Origin of the sequence: Desulfovibrio sp., assembly GCF_035644575.1 — a bacterium.
Lineage (GTDB): Bacteria > Desulfobacterota > Desulfovibrionia > Desulfovibrionales > Desulfovibrionaceae > Desulfovibrio.
Map to the genome: position 1 here is coordinate 1 of NZ_DASQOG010000045.1, position 13,505 is coordinate 13,505.

The 13,505-nt window shown below is 59.0% G+C and carries 11 protein-coding genes; 10 read left to right on the forward strand and 1 reads right to left on the reverse strand.

Features of this window, described 5'->3' with window-relative positions; genetic code table 11:
- Positions 1 to 425: 425 nt before the first annotated feature.
- Positions 426 to 2,015, reverse strand: coding sequence for an outer membrane homotrimeric porin (locus VEZ52_RS01800; protein ID WP_324835277.1), 1,590 nt, complete (start codon positions 2,013 to 2,015; stop codon positions 426 to 428).
- A gap of 147 nt (positions 2,016 to 2,162) precedes the next feature.
- Between VEZ52_RS01800 and nikA the strand changes: the two genes are divergently transcribed.
- The 10 genes from nikA to VEZ52_RS01850 form a co-directional block, all read left to right on the forward strand.
- Positions 2,163 to 3,761 carry a nickel ABC transporter substrate-binding protein gene (gene nikA / locus VEZ52_RS01805; protein ID WP_324835278.1) on the forward strand — a complete coding sequence of 533 codons (1,599 nt, stop codon included), beginning with the start codon at positions 2,163 to 2,165 and terminating at the stop codon, positions 3,759 to 3,761.
- A 65-nt stretch (positions 3,762 to 3,826) separates the two neighbouring features.
- Entirely contained in the window at positions 3,827 to 4,762 is a 936-nt protein-coding gene (gene opp1B / locus VEZ52_RS01810; protein ID WP_324835279.1) for a nickel/cobalt ABC transporter permease, read from the forward strand.
- Positions 4,759 to 5,604 carry a nickel/cobalt ABC transporter permease gene (gene opp1C, locus VEZ52_RS01815; RefSeq protein ID WP_324835280.1) on the forward strand — a complete coding sequence of 282 codons (846 nt, stop codon included), beginning with the start codon at positions 4,759 to 4,761 and terminating at the stop codon, positions 5,602 to 5,604. Before opp1B ends, opp1C begins: the two co-directional genes overlap by 4 nt.
- On the forward strand, positions 5,601 to 6,476 hold the full coding sequence (locus VEZ52_RS01820; RefSeq protein WP_324835281.1) for an ABC transporter ATP-binding protein: 876 nt from the start codon (positions 5,601 to 5,603) through the stop codon (positions 6,474 to 6,476). Before opp1C ends, VEZ52_RS01820 begins: the two co-directional genes overlap by 4 nt.
- Complete coding sequence (locus VEZ52_RS01825) at positions 6,469 to 7,227, forward strand: ABC transporter ATP-binding protein (RefSeq protein WP_324835282.1); 759 nt, start codon at positions 6,469 to 6,471, stop codon at positions 7,225 to 7,227. Before VEZ52_RS01820 ends, VEZ52_RS01825 begins: the two co-directional genes overlap by 8 nt.
- A gap of 34 nt (positions 7,228 to 7,261) precedes the next feature.
- Positions 7,262 to 8,041 carry a class I SAM-dependent methyltransferase gene (locus tag VEZ52_RS01830; RefSeq protein WP_324835283.1) on the forward strand — a complete coding sequence of 260 codons (780 nt, stop codon included), beginning with the start codon at positions 7,262 to 7,264 and terminating at the stop codon, positions 8,039 to 8,041.
- Positions 8,042 to 8,110: 69 nt separating this feature from the next.
- On the forward strand, positions 8,111 to 9,556 hold the full coding sequence (locus VEZ52_RS01835) for an aspartate ammonia-lyase (protein ID WP_324835284.1): 1,446 nt from the start codon (positions 8,111 to 8,113) through the stop codon (positions 9,554 to 9,556).
- A 39-nt stretch (positions 9,557 to 9,595) separates the two neighbouring features.
- A complete protein-coding gene (hydF, locus tag VEZ52_RS01840) occupies positions 9,596 to 10,828 on the forward strand; it encodes a [FeFe] hydrogenase H-cluster maturation GTPase HydF (RefSeq protein ID WP_324835285.1) in 1,233 nt (410 codons plus the stop codon).
- Between the two features lie 374 nt (positions 10,829 to 11,202).
- Entirely contained in the window at positions 11,203 to 12,231 is a 1,029-nt protein-coding gene (gene hydE, locus VEZ52_RS01845; protein ID WP_324835286.1) for a [FeFe] hydrogenase H-cluster radical SAM maturase HydE, read from the forward strand.
- A gap of 84 nt (positions 12,232 to 12,315) precedes the next feature.
- Positions 12,316 to 13,505: [FeFe] hydrogenase, group A (locus VEZ52_RS01850; RefSeq protein ID WP_324835287.1), on the forward strand; the 1,190-nt coding region annotated here is incomplete at its 3' end.

Sequence of the window (13,505 nt, forward strand, 5' to 3'; positions counted from 1 at the left end):
GCCCGGCTGAACGCAAAGACAGTGGCCTGCAAGCACGGCAGCCGCCACAATTGCTGAAACCTTGTTCATTACACGTCTTCCTCCTTCTTATACCTGTCGCGCGGGGTGCGCGTGGGCTTTTCGCAGGGGATTGCTGCACAATCTTTTAGTGTGCTATGTAATACAAAAAAGTGTTACAGAGTGGGCGCACGTATACAGCAAAAGGGCGCAAGGATGACGCCCATCTTGTTGATTTATGTTATTTTTTAAAAAATTGTAACACAAGCTATAGCTTGTCTAAGGTACAGTCAAGCTTGTGATACCATGAATATCTGCAAGAATGCCCGCGTGGTATGCTGGCAAGAGAGGGGGGATTGTACCTGGCAGGGAAGCTGCTGGATCAGCCTCCCTGCCGGACTCAGGGGTATATGCTTGGCGCGGAGCCTTTAGAATTTGTAGATAAAGCTCATGTTGACGTTCCAGGCGTCCTGGGTGGTGACGCCGCCCATACGAGCGCCGCTTGTGGTGCTGTAGCCGCCCCAGACATCCTTGGACTGGTCAAGCCACAGGGCAATGTAGTTGGCTTCCACCAGAATTTTGAAGTTGTCGTACATCTGGTAGGTGGAGGTGACGCCAAATTCCGCAGCGTAGTCCCGCGAGGTCAGGTACAGGCCGTAGTAGTTGGCCGTGTTGAAATCGCCCATGCTGCCGGGGGTCACATCGGGGCGGAAGAGGGTCTGCCCGTCCACATCCTTCTGTCCCTTGATATACTTGGCCATGGTGGGGCTGTTGGTGCCGCCAAGCAGATTGGCGTGGAAGGTGTGTTTAAGCTTGTCCAGAAAGCTCACGTCCTTTACGCGTGCGCCCACGCCCCAGGTTCCCACAAAGGTGGAGCCAAGCAGGGTATCGCGCCCAAGGGTAAGGGTGCCAAGCGTGCCGAAGCTGTCCAGCCCGTTGGTGCTTTCGTTGTTGGCTTCAATGGTGGGCATGCGCTCGGAGCCGTTTTTCACGTTGCCGTCGTCGCCGCTTGTATACCAGCCGTAGATACCGGGCACACCCCAATCCATGCTGTATTCTGCCAACAGGGAGCCGTACCAGCCCTTGCGGTTCAGGGTTTCAACGCCTGTGTCCGACTGCCCGTAGTTAAAGCTCCACGCCAGCCGGAAGGGGTTCCAGGCCACGGCTTCGCCCGTCAGGCCTGTCCAGAAAATGGTGGAGTAGGCATTGGCGATCTGACGCCCGACCTTGCCGTTGCTGAGGGCATAGGTGGCAGGGGCTACGCCCAGCGCGCCCGCGCCATCGTTGTTTTTGCCGTAAAAATCATTGTTCTTGCGAAAGGTATTGCTGCCGAACGCGCCCACAAGGCCCCAGGGCGTGATGTTGACGCCTTCAAAACGCAGGGGAGCGGTAAGGCCGAAAAGATCAAAGTTGTCCAGATAGTTCTGTGGAGAATTGTCATTGCCGGCCCAGTTGTCATTGTAGGCGCGCGCCCAGAATCCTGTGAGCGAGAGGTGTTCGTTCACGGGCACGGAAACCGTTATGCCTGCGGTGTCGGCGTCAAAGGCCTGCGATGCTTCGGTCACGTAGTCTGGCAAATAGATGCGCTGAATGCCCATGCGAATCTTTACATCGGTTTGCGGCATGGTCCAGTCAAGGTAACTGTGCTTGATCTTGATGACGTTGTTGCCGTCCGCCCCCAGGGCCGCGCCGGACTTGTTGCCGGACTGCCCCCAGTACTGGCGGCCAATTTCAAAGTATACGGTGCCGGAAAGCGCTTCTGATGCCACGGCGTCAAGCTGAAGGCGCACACGCGACTTGGACTCGAACTGGTCTTCATTATAACGGCCCCAACCTGTGGTGCGATTGGCCTGAGTGCCGTTGACGGAGCGCCCCCGTTCCATAAAATTGCCGCCGCCGCCATATTCAAAATTCATGATCCAGACGCCCTTGGTCTTGAAGTCCACAGCCTGCGCAGTGGCGGCAAGGCCCGGCAGCAAGGCTGCGGCAGCTAGAAGCGATAAGACTTTTTTCCGCATCGTTCCCCCGATAGTGACGTAAGATTTCATATGGACACGTTTTATAAGTTCGTGCTACTGGATTTGCTTGCAACGGCGATGTTATCTTTGCAGAAAAAGTGCTACCACTGTCAACCCCTAAATCTGCCTCGCCGCATGGAGCGCGATATGCGAAAAATCGGTTTTGTACTGGCGGCCCTGATCTGCTGCCTGAACATATCCGCCTGCCAGAATGATGAAAAATCCACTGCCCAGGTGCAGCGTACTGAAATGGTCTACGCCAGCACCAAGGACATCCGCATCATCAATCCCCATCTCTACTCCGGGGAAATGGCCGCCCAGAATATGGTGTTTGAACCGCTGGTAGTGAATACCCCCGAGGGTGTGAAGCCCTGCCTTGCCGAAAGCTGGGAAATTTCACCCGATGGCCGCGTGTACACATTTCATCTGCGCAAGGGCGTGGCCTTCACAGACGGCGCACCTTTTGACGCTGCCGCCGTCAAGCTGAACATGGACGCCATTGTTGCCAACAAGCCGCGCCACGCATGGCTTGATATGGTTAACGAAATCGAGCGCAACGAAGTTGTGGATACGCATACCTACAGGCTTGTGCTCAAGCATCCGTATTACCCCACTCTTGTGGAGCTGGGTCTTGTGCGGCCTTTCCGCATGATTTCGCCCAACTGCTTTATCAACGGTCAGACCAAGGACGGCGTTTCCGGCTATGTGGGCACTGGCCCCTGGGTGCTGACCGAACATAAGGACAAGCAGTACGCGCTGTTTACGGCCAACAAGAACTACTGGGGCGCGCAGCCCAAGCTGCAGGCCGTGCGCTGGCGCGTCATGCCTGACCATCAGACCATTATGCTTGCCCTGCAAAAAGGTGAAATTGATCTGGTTTTTGGCGCAGACGGCGACATGCTCAACATGGATGCCTTTAACGCGCTGCAAAAAGAAGGCAAGTACGCCACCCTTATCAGCAAGCCCATCGCCTCACGCGCCATCCTGCTCAACGCGCACCAGCCTGTGACCAAGGACCGGGCGGTGCGCATGGCCCTGCAATACGCGGTTAACAAGCAGGCCATTGTGGACGGCGTGCTGAACGGCACGGAAAGCGTGGCCGACACGCTTATTTCGTCCACTGTACCCTATTGCGACCTTGGCCTGCCCGTGCGCGTCTATGATCCGGCCAAAGCCGAAGCCATGCTTGAGGCCGCTGGCTGGAAGCTCGGCCCCGATGGTCTGCGCGCCAAGGACGGGCAAAAGGCCATAGTGCGCCTGTATTACAATTCGCAGAACGCGCAGGAGCGCACCCTTGCCGAATATGTGCAGAGCGACCTGAAAAAGGTCGGCATTGAAATGAAGATCATCGGCGAGGAAAAGCAGGCTTTTCTTGACCGTCAGCGCACTGGCGATTTTGAACTGCAATACTCGCTTTCGTGGGGAACCCCTTACGACCCGCAGTCCTACCTTTCATCCTGGCGCATCCCCGCGCACGGCGATTATCAGGCGCAGGTGGGCATGGAACGCAAGGAATGGCTGGATAAAACCATCACCCAGCTCATGATCGAGCCAAATGAAGCCACCCGCACGGCCATGTACAAGGAAATTCTGACCTACGTGCATGACGAGGGCGTGTATATTCCCATTTCATACTCGCGCACCAAGGCAGTGCATTCCAAAGCATTGCAGGGCGTTGGATTCGGCGTGTCGCAGTACGAAGTACCCTTTGAAAAAATGTATTTCGAGAACACCCCCGCCCGCTAGAAAGCAGGCACAGTTCAGGGGCGCGGCTTTGCACAGCGCGAGGCCGTGCCCCATGCTCCACATATATGAAAGCATACATTCTACGCCGCCTTTTGCTGACAATCCCGCTTTTGCTGGGGATTTCCTTTGTTTCATTTGTCATCATCCAGCTCAGCCCCAGCGATCCGGCCGAGGTGGCAGTCCGCGTCAATGAGATAGTGCCCACGGATGAAGTGCTGGCGCTCACGCGTGAGCAGCTTGGCCTCAACAAGCCTTTTCTGACGCGCTATGCGGACTGGATGTGCGCCGTTGCGCAGGGTGATCTGGGCAGGCGCTATGTGGACAACAAGCCCGTTGCGCAGGAACTGGCCCGGGCCTTGCCCCCCACCGTGTGGCTGGCGCTGACGGCAACGCTCTTTATGGCGGTGTGCAGCGTGGCTATGGCTTTTGCGTGCGCCATGTACGAGGGGCGCACCGTGGATTACCTGTTGCGGAGTTTCATTTTTCTTGGCACGGCCACGCCCGGTTTCTGGGCCGGGCTGCTGCTCATGTGGCTCTTTTCCGTCAAGCTCAACTGGTTGCCCACCAGCGGCATGCAGGGCGCAAGCTCGGTCATTCTGCCCGCAGCGACACTCTCCTTGTCCTATATTTCCACCTATGCGCGGCTTCTGCGTAATAGCATGGTGCTGAACAAGCAGAAGGCTTCCGTGCTCTATGCGCGGGCAAGGGGCCTCACGCGGGGCATGATCTGGCGTCATATATTTCTCAATTCCCTGCAATCCACCCTGACCGGGCTCGGTATGTCGCTGCCAAAGCTCATGGCCGGAACTTTTGTGGTAGAAACCATTTTCGCCTGGCCCGGCCTCGGCTGGCTGTGCGTCACCGCCATTTTTAACCGCGATTTCCCCGTTATTCAGGCCTATGTGCTGCTGATGGCCGTGATGTTTGTGGGCTGCAACCTGCTAGTGGACATCTTGTGCGCAGTCATTGATCCGCGCCTGCGCGCCAGGGGACAGGCATGAGGGTATGGCGGCGGCTGCGCAACGACCCTGTGGGCATGATCTGCCTGTGCTTTCTGCTTGCCGTGGCGGCGCTTGCCCTGTGCGCGCCCCTGACGGCTCCGTGGGACCCCACGGCCATTGATGTGAGAAACAAATTTGCGGCATGGTCGCTGGCGCATCCCCTTGGCACAGACCAGCTCGGCAGGGACGTATTGTCCCGGCTCATCTGGGGCGGACGCGCCACCCTGGGCTTTTCGTTGCTCACAATGGGCATAACCCTTGTTATCGGCAGCGGATTGGGCATTGTGGCTGGTTTCTGTCGCGGCAAGGTTGACGAAACCATCATGCGCTTTTGCGATGTGATGATGTCCTTCCCCAGCGAGGTACTCATTCTGGCCATTGTGGGCATGCTTGGGCCGGGGCTTGGCAATGTGGTCATTGCCAGCGTGATTGCCAAGTGGCCCTGGTATTCGCGCATGGTTCGCTCTGTGGTCATGCAGTATACGGACGTCAACTATGTGCGCTTTGCCCGCGTGGCGGGTTGCGGCATGTGGCACATCTTCCGCAGGCATTTGCTGCCCGGTGCGCTGGGCGAAATCATTGTGCTGGCAACGCTCGATACCGGGGCGGTGATCCTGTCGGTTTCAGCTTTGTCCTTTCTTGGTCTCGGCGTGCAGCCGCCCACGGCGGAGTGGGGCGCCATGCTCAGCGACGCCAAGGACGTCATGTCCATGTATCCGCAGCAAATGCTGCCCGCAGGGCTGACAATCCTGCTGGTTGTGGCGTCCTTCAATTTTTTGGGCGACAGCCTGCGCGATGCCATTGACCCCGCCCACACCACCTTGCAGGGGGTGAACCCGTGAGCGCGTTCACTACGGATTGCCAGAAGCAGGTACAGACTTGCGGTACCGCGCCCCTTGTGCCCCATGTGCTTGATGTGCGCGATCTGCGCGTGGTGCAGCGCGCAAACGGGCAGGAGCTTGTGCGTGGCGTGAACTTTACGCTTGCCGCCGGGGCCTGCCTTGGCATCGTGGGCGAGAGCGGCAGCGGTAAAACCCTGACCTGCCGCAGCATCATGGGCCTGTTGCCGCCCACGCTTGCGGGCGAGGGCACGGCTATTTTTAACGGGATTGATCTTGTGCATGCCCCTGCGGAGCAGCTGCGCCAGCTTCGGGGCAGCAAGATTGCCATGGTCCTGCAACAGCCCATGACAGCCTTTGACCCTCTGTACACCATGGGGGCGCAGTTTAGGGAAACCCTGGCTGCGCATGGAGCATACACCGCCGGGCAGGCAGATGATCTGGCCGTAACCATGTTCGGGCGTGTGCGCCTTGACGCGCCGCAGGAAGTCTTGCGCAGCTACCCGCACGAGCTTTCGGGCGGCATGCTGCAGCGCTGCATGATTGCCCTGGCATTGGCCCTTGAGCCGCAGCTCATCATTGCAGACGAGCCAACCACCGCTCTTGATGCGGAAACGCAGTTTGAGGTCGTGCAACGGTTTCTGGAACTGCGGGCACAGTGCAATACCGCCATGATCTTTGTTTCGCACGATCTGGGCGTGGTGCAGCGGCTGGCAGATGCCGTGCTTGTGATGAAGGATGACTGCTGCGTGGAATACGGCCCTGCGGAAACCGTGTTTAACGCGCCGCAGCACGAATATACGCAGTATCTCATCCGCACGAGGCTTGCACTGACGCGGGGCTTTGAAGCCATGCTGGAGCGCGCCCATGCTTGAGGTAAGAAATATCTGCAAAAGCTATGGCAAGGGCGGTTTGTGGAATCCCGTGCCAAAGCCTGTGCTGCATGACGTGAGTTTTCACATCCCCGTGGGCGCGACCGTGGGGCTGGTGGGCGAAAGCGGCAGCGGCAAAAGCACGCTGAGCCGCATTGTGCTGGGGCTGGAACGCCCAAACAACGGCACAGTGCTGCTTGAAGGGCAGGCTGTGCCCCAGTGGCTGCGGCGCAATCCTGGCCGCATGAGCGTGGTTTTTCAGGATTACACCACCTCGGTCAATCCGGCCTACACCATCCGCAGCATCATCCGCGAGCCTCTGCTGGCCTGCGGCAGAGGCGCTGGTTCGGACAGAGCAGTGCTCACGCTCATGGACCGCGTGGGCCTTGCCGCAAACCTTGCAGACCGCTTGCCCCACGAGGTCAGCGGCGGCCAGTTGCAGCGGGTGTGCATTGCCCGCGCCATCGCCACGGATCCCCGCTTTGTGGTCTTTGACGAGGCCATCAGCTCGCTGGACGTTTCGGTGCAGACCCGCATTCTTGACCTGCTGCGCGAGCTCAAGGGCAACATGACCTATTTTTTCATAGCGCACGACCTTCAGGCCGTGACCTATCTGTGCGATGACATTCTTTTTATGCATCAGGGCCGCATTGTGGAGCAAGCCGCAGGCACGGGGCTGGCTGGCGTTTCGCACCCCTACGCGCAAAAACTGGTGAGGTCGGCAATTCTGTTTCGTTCAGTCTGGAATGGATAAGCCGCATCAAGACGTTAAAAGTAAAGGAGCAGTTATGAACCGCTACGCCGCAGATACAGCCTGCGCTACCCCGGATGCCATGCCCGTTCCCGGCTCCACGCTTACGGGTCGCATCGAAAACTACTGGTCGCGCCGGGCCGAAAGCTATGGGGAGACACGGCGGCATGAGCTTGCCTGCGAGAAAAAATCCCTGTGGCTGGCGGAAATTCTGCCCCATCTGCCAGAGGCAAGGCCGTTGCGCATCCTTGATGTGGGCACAGGGGCCGGATTTTTTGCCATTCTGCTGGCAGAGCAGGGGCATTGCGTTTGCGGCGTGGACATGAGCCAGGCCATGCTGGACGAAGGCGCGGCCCTTGCCCAGCAGGCCGGGTGCAGCGTGGCCTTTCAGCGCATGGACGCCTGTTGCCTTGAGTTTGAATCCGCCAGTTTTGACGCGGTGATTTCGCGCAACCTCACCTGGACGCTCCAGGATGCCACCGCCGCGTACCGGGAGTGGAACCGCGTGCTGCGGCCTGGCGGTGTTCTTTTGAATTTTGACGCTGACTACGGCTCGGTTTCTTTTCTGGATTTGGCGCATCAGCCGGGCGTTCACGCCCATGCGAGCATTAATGACGACATGATGCTTGAATGCGAAAACATTCGCCGACAGTTGCCGCTCAGTTCCGAATCCCGCCCGGTATGGGACGTGCAGACCCTGCGCAGCTCCGGTTTTTCAGACTGCTGGTGCGACAGCGGCCTGAGCGCGCGCATCTACGCCCACCGTGATGAAACCTACAATCCTGTGCCCATGTTTGCCCTGCGGGCGGTCAAGTAGAGCCAGCGGGGCGGAGTTCGGTTTGAAGCTGCTGCGAAGGGAAATCACCGTTGCAGGGAGGGGTGACTGATGTGCAGTTCCGGCAAGGCAGGCTCTGTTAGCTCCGGCGTGCAGCCAAATACGCAGCAGTGCAGGCGGGAATCGGACGCACTGGGTGCTGTGGATGTTCCACTGTCGGCATACTGGGGCGTACATACGGCCCGTGCGCTGGCTAATTTTCCACTTTCGGGCCGGGCCGTCAGGCCGGAGCTTGTGCTGGCAATGGCGCTCGTCAAGCTGGCCTGCTGCCGCGCCAACGGGGAGCTTGGCTATCTGCCTCAAGCCGAGGCGCAGGCCATTGCCGATGCCTGCCGTGAAGTTGCCGATGGCGGTATGGCTGACTCCTTTGTGGTGGATGCTCTGCAAGGCGGGGCAGGAACCTCCACCAACATGAATGTGAACGAGGTTATCGCCAACCGGGCCGAAGAACTGCTTGGGGGCAGCCTTGGCTCTTACGCCCGCATAGATCCCTTGCGGCACGTGAATTTGCACCAATCCACCAACGATGTGTACCCCACGGCGGTGCGGGTTGCCGCCCTGTTTCTGCTCAAGGATCTGGAGCAGGCCATTGCCGCCCTGCAATCTGCCTTTCAGGAAAAAGAACTGGCCTTTCGCCATATTCTCAAGGTGGGGCGCACTCAGTTGCAGGATGCCGTGCCCGTGACCCTTGGCATGGAGTGTTCTGCCTGGGCGGAATGCCTCTCGCGCGACCGCTGGCGCGTGTTCAAGTGCGCGGAGCGGCTGCGTGTGGTCAACCTTGGCGGCACGGCGGTGGGCACGGGCATAACCGCCCCCCGCAAATACATTTTTCTGGTGATCGAAAAGCTGCGCGAGGTCACGGGGCTGGGCCTTTCGCGGGCAGAAAATCTGGTGGACGCCACGCAGAATGTTGATCCACTGGTTGAAGTTTCCGGCATTCTTAAAGCCCATGCTGTAAATTTATTCAAAATTTGCGGTGATTTGCGTTTGCTTTCATCCGGCCCTTCGGCGGGGATAGGCGAGCTTAAGCTGCCAGCAAGGCAGGCGGGGTCAAGCATCATGCCGGGCAAGGTCAACCCCGTAATCTGCGAGGCCGCATCACAGGCCGCCCTGCGGGTCATGGCCGACGACAGCGCCGTGACCCAGGCCGCATTTCTGGGGCAACTGGAGCTCAACGCATTCATGCCGCTGCTGGCGGATTGCCTGCTTGGCAGCATGCATCTGCTGGCGCAGGCCAATACCATGCTGGCCGAAAATTGCGTGCTGGGCCTTGAGGCTGACGAAGCCGCCTGCGCCCGTCATCTTGGCAGGTCATTTGCCACGGTTACAGCACTTGTGCCGGTGCTTGGCTATGCGCTTGCGGGTGAAATTGCCGCCCAGGCGCAAAAAACAGGGCAGAGCGTGCGCGCTGTGGTGCTGGAGAGGGAGCTGCTGAAAGCGGAGGATGTAGACAACCTGCTCAGCGCAGAGGCCGCAACCGCCCTTGGGCACAGGTAGGGCAACAGGCGGGTAACTTACGCAACAGGAGCTTCTGGCATGAATGAAACACCCAAAAGTCTGCGCCTGCACATCGGCATCTATGGTCGGCGCAATGTTGGCAAGTCGTCCCTGCTCAACGCACTGGCGGGGCAGCAGGTTTCCATTGTTTCCGACACGCCCGGCACAACTACTGACCCTGTGGAGAAAACGCTGGAACTGGCGCCCCTCGGGCCTGTGGTATTTATTGATACTGCGGGCATTGACGATGTGGGCGCGCTGGGCGAGCTGCGCAAGGAGCGCACTCTCAAGGCCCTTGAACGCACGGATGTTGCCCTGCTGGCCGTGGAGCCGAGGCAGTGGGGCGAGTACGAAGATTTTTTTGTGGGCCAGTTGCGTGAGCGCAAAATTCCTTTTGGCGTGGTCTTTGGCAAGTGCGATCTGGCAGCCCCTTCTGCCGGGCAGCTTGGCGGGCTGGATAAGGACGGCATCCGCTGGATGAGCGTATCCGCCATGACAGGCAAGGGCATGGGGCAGGTGCGTGAAGCACTGGCGGCCCTTGCGCCGGAACACTGGTTTGCGGAGCCGCGCCTGCTGGGCGACCTGCTGCCAGCGGGCGAGCTGGCAGTGCTGGTGGTTCCCATCGATCTTGGCGCGCCCAAGGGGCGGCTCATACTGCCGCAGGTGCAGGCCATACGCGATATTCTCGACAGCGATGCCTCCTGCATGGTGGTGAAAGAGCGGGAACTGGCACCTGCGCTGGCCCGGCTGAACAAAAAGCCCGCTCTCGTGGTCTGCGATTCGCAGATTGTGCTCAAGGCCGTGGCCGACACGCCGCCAGATATCCCGCTGACCACATTTTCCATTCTCATGGCCCGGTTCAAGGGCGATCTGGCGGCTTTTGCCAGGGGCGCTGCTGCCATAGACCAGTTGCAGCCCGGCGATGCCGTGCTGGTGTCCGAGGCCTGCGGGCATCATCCTTCGGCGGACGACATTGGGCGGGTCAAGATACCGCGCTGGCTCAGACAATACGCCGGGGGAGACATCCGCGTGGATAATCTGGCTGGGCGGGATTTCCCCGACGATCTCAGCCCCTACAGGCTCATAATTCACTGCGGAGCCTGCACCTTCAATCGGCAGAGCATGCTTGCGCGCCTGGGGCGCGCCCATGAGCAGGGGATTCCCATGACCAACTATGGGCTGGCTATCTCGCATGTGCAGGGTGTGCTGCGCAGGGTTCTTGAGCCTTTTCCCGCTGCCCTGGCGGCTTTTGACGCCGCTTCACAGGCCTGAGCGGGGAGTGCGTCTGAAATCCGGTTGTGGGCAAAACAAGCTAACTATCGTAATTAACAAATGTTAAAGTATAGGCGGAGCAAGGAGGTTCCTTTTTGCTAAATAAAATATTGTTACGTAATTGACAAAAGTGTTACCAGGGAGCAATCTGCTCAAAACACTGTGCGCACATGCCGTACTGTCATGACTATAGCGGCAACGCTTGCGTGGGCGAACACGGCTGGGTGGAATCTTTTTTGGGTGTTTTTTGCTTGTTCAGTGTTACTTTTTTAAATTTTGTAACACATATTCTTAGAACATTGGACATATCGGGCTGCACACGTGCTGGTTTGGCTGGCAGTGGCGGTTTATGGCACAGGATTGGATGGTAAAGCATGCGTCGCGAAGAAATACTTGATCTCCTGTTTGCACAGCCCTTTGAGGCGGTGTGCGAACGTGCCGCCCGTGTGCTGGAAGAAGAAAAAGGCGCGCACGTGCATGTTCGCGGCCTCATAGAATTTTCAAACTCGTGCAGGCGCAACTGCCGCTACTGCGGTTTGCGCTGCGAGAACGGCAAGCTGCGGCGGTACACGCTTGCCAAGGCGGAGGTCATGGCAGCCGCCACGCGCGCCGTTGCCCTTGGTGCAGACACAATTGTGCTGCAATCGGGTGAATACGCCATTGACCCCATGTGGTTGGCCGATGTGATTGACTGCCTGCGCGGCGGGCTCAACGTGCCCGTGACCCTGAGCGTGGGGGAGCATCCGCGCGCGGCATATGCACTGTGGAAAGAAGCCGGCGCAGTGCGCTTTCTGCTCAAGCACGAAACCGCCGATCCATTGCTCTACGAGGCCCTGCATCCTGGGCATGTGCTGGCGGAGCGCATTGCCAGCCTGCGAATTTTGCAGCGGCTTGGCTACGAGATCGGCTCCGGTTTTATGGTGGGCCTGCCCGGCCAGAGCCTGAACTCGCTGGCAGACGACATTATTCTGGCCCGCAGGCTTGGGGTTTCCATGTGCGGGGCCGGGCCGTTCATTCCGCAGCACGACACGCCGCTTGGCGCGTATCCTGCGGGCAGCGCGCAGCTTGCCCTGCGCGTGATGGCCGTCATGCGCATTGTCATGCCCTGGGCCAACATTCCCGCCACTACGGCCCTGGCAACGGTGGACGCTCAGGGCGGGCAGCGCAACGGCCTGCTGGCGGGCGGCAATGTGCTCATGCCCTCGTTTACGCCGCAAGCTCACGGCAGTCAGTACTGCATTTACGACAATAAAAATCGTGTGGACATGCTTGGCGCGCGCAAGGCCATTGAAGGGGCTGGGCGCAGCCATACCCTTGCCCACGGGCAGGAGCCAGAGGCGCAGGATGTTGTTTCAGGCCTTGTGCCCTGTGCAGCTTCGGGGGCGTCTCACGCATCGGCCTAGGCCCTAATTTACTTGCAGAATCACCGGGCGGACGCAAATGCGCCGCTGTGAACAAATCAACCTGTTACCCGCCAGGAGGCTGTAATGCCGCGCATTGAAATGGAACACATCGCGTACGAGCTCAATGTGCCCCCCCAGGGCGCGGACGGCGACAAGATGTTTTTTGTGCAGATTGATCCCGAAAAATGCATCGGCTGCGATTCCTGTCAGGAATACTGCCCCAGCGGCGCCATTTATGGCGAAACCGGCCTGACGCACAAGATTGCCCACCCAGAACCATGTATCAACTGCGCCCAGTGCCTGACCCACTGCCCGGAAATGGCCATCTATGAGGTGCAGACCTGGGTGCCGGAGCTGCAAAAGAAGTTGCAGGACAAAAGCGTCAAATGCATTGCCATGCCTGCGCCTTCTGTGCGTTACGCTCTTGGCGAAGCCTTTGGCCTCGCACCCGGCAGCGTTACCACGGGCAAAATGCTGGCGGCCCTCAAGCAGCTTGGCTTTTCCAACTGCTGGGATACGGAATTTGCCGCTGATGTCACCATCTGGGAAGAAGCCTCGGAATTTGTGGAGCGCCTCGGCGCAAAGCGCGATCTGCCGCAATTCACTTCCTGCTGTCCCGGCTGGCAAAAGTATGCGGAAACCTTCTATCCCGACCTGTTGCCGCATTTTTCATCCTGTAAGTCGCCTGTGGCCATGAATGGCCGCCTTGCCAAAACCTATGGCGCGGAAAAGGCCAAGTACGACCCCAAGAGTCTGTATACTGTTTCCATCATGCCCTGCGTAGCCAAAAAGTACGAAGGCCTGCGCCAGGAATATGCACAGAATGACCTGCGCGATATCGACGCCACCCTGACCACGCGCGAACTGGCCTACATGATCCGTCAGGCGGGCATAGATTTTGACAAGCTGCCCGATGGCCAGCGCGACAGCCTCATGGGCGAATCCACCGGCGGCGCGACCATTTTCGGCGTGTCTGGCGGCGTTATGGAAGCGGCCTTGCGCTATGCCTATCAGGCCGTAACCGGCAAGCGCCCGGAATCGTGGGATTTCAAGCAGGTGCGTGGCCTCAAGGGCCTGAAGGAATATACGGTAACCGTCAACGGCATTGAACTGCATCTGGCGGTTGTGCATGGCGCAAAACGCTTTGCCCAGGTGTGCGATGAAGTGCGGGCGGGCAAATCGCCGTATCATTTCATTGAATTTATGGCCTGCCCCGGCGGGTGCGTGTGCGGCGGCGGGCAGCCCATCATGCCCAATGTGCTGCAAAGCGCGGA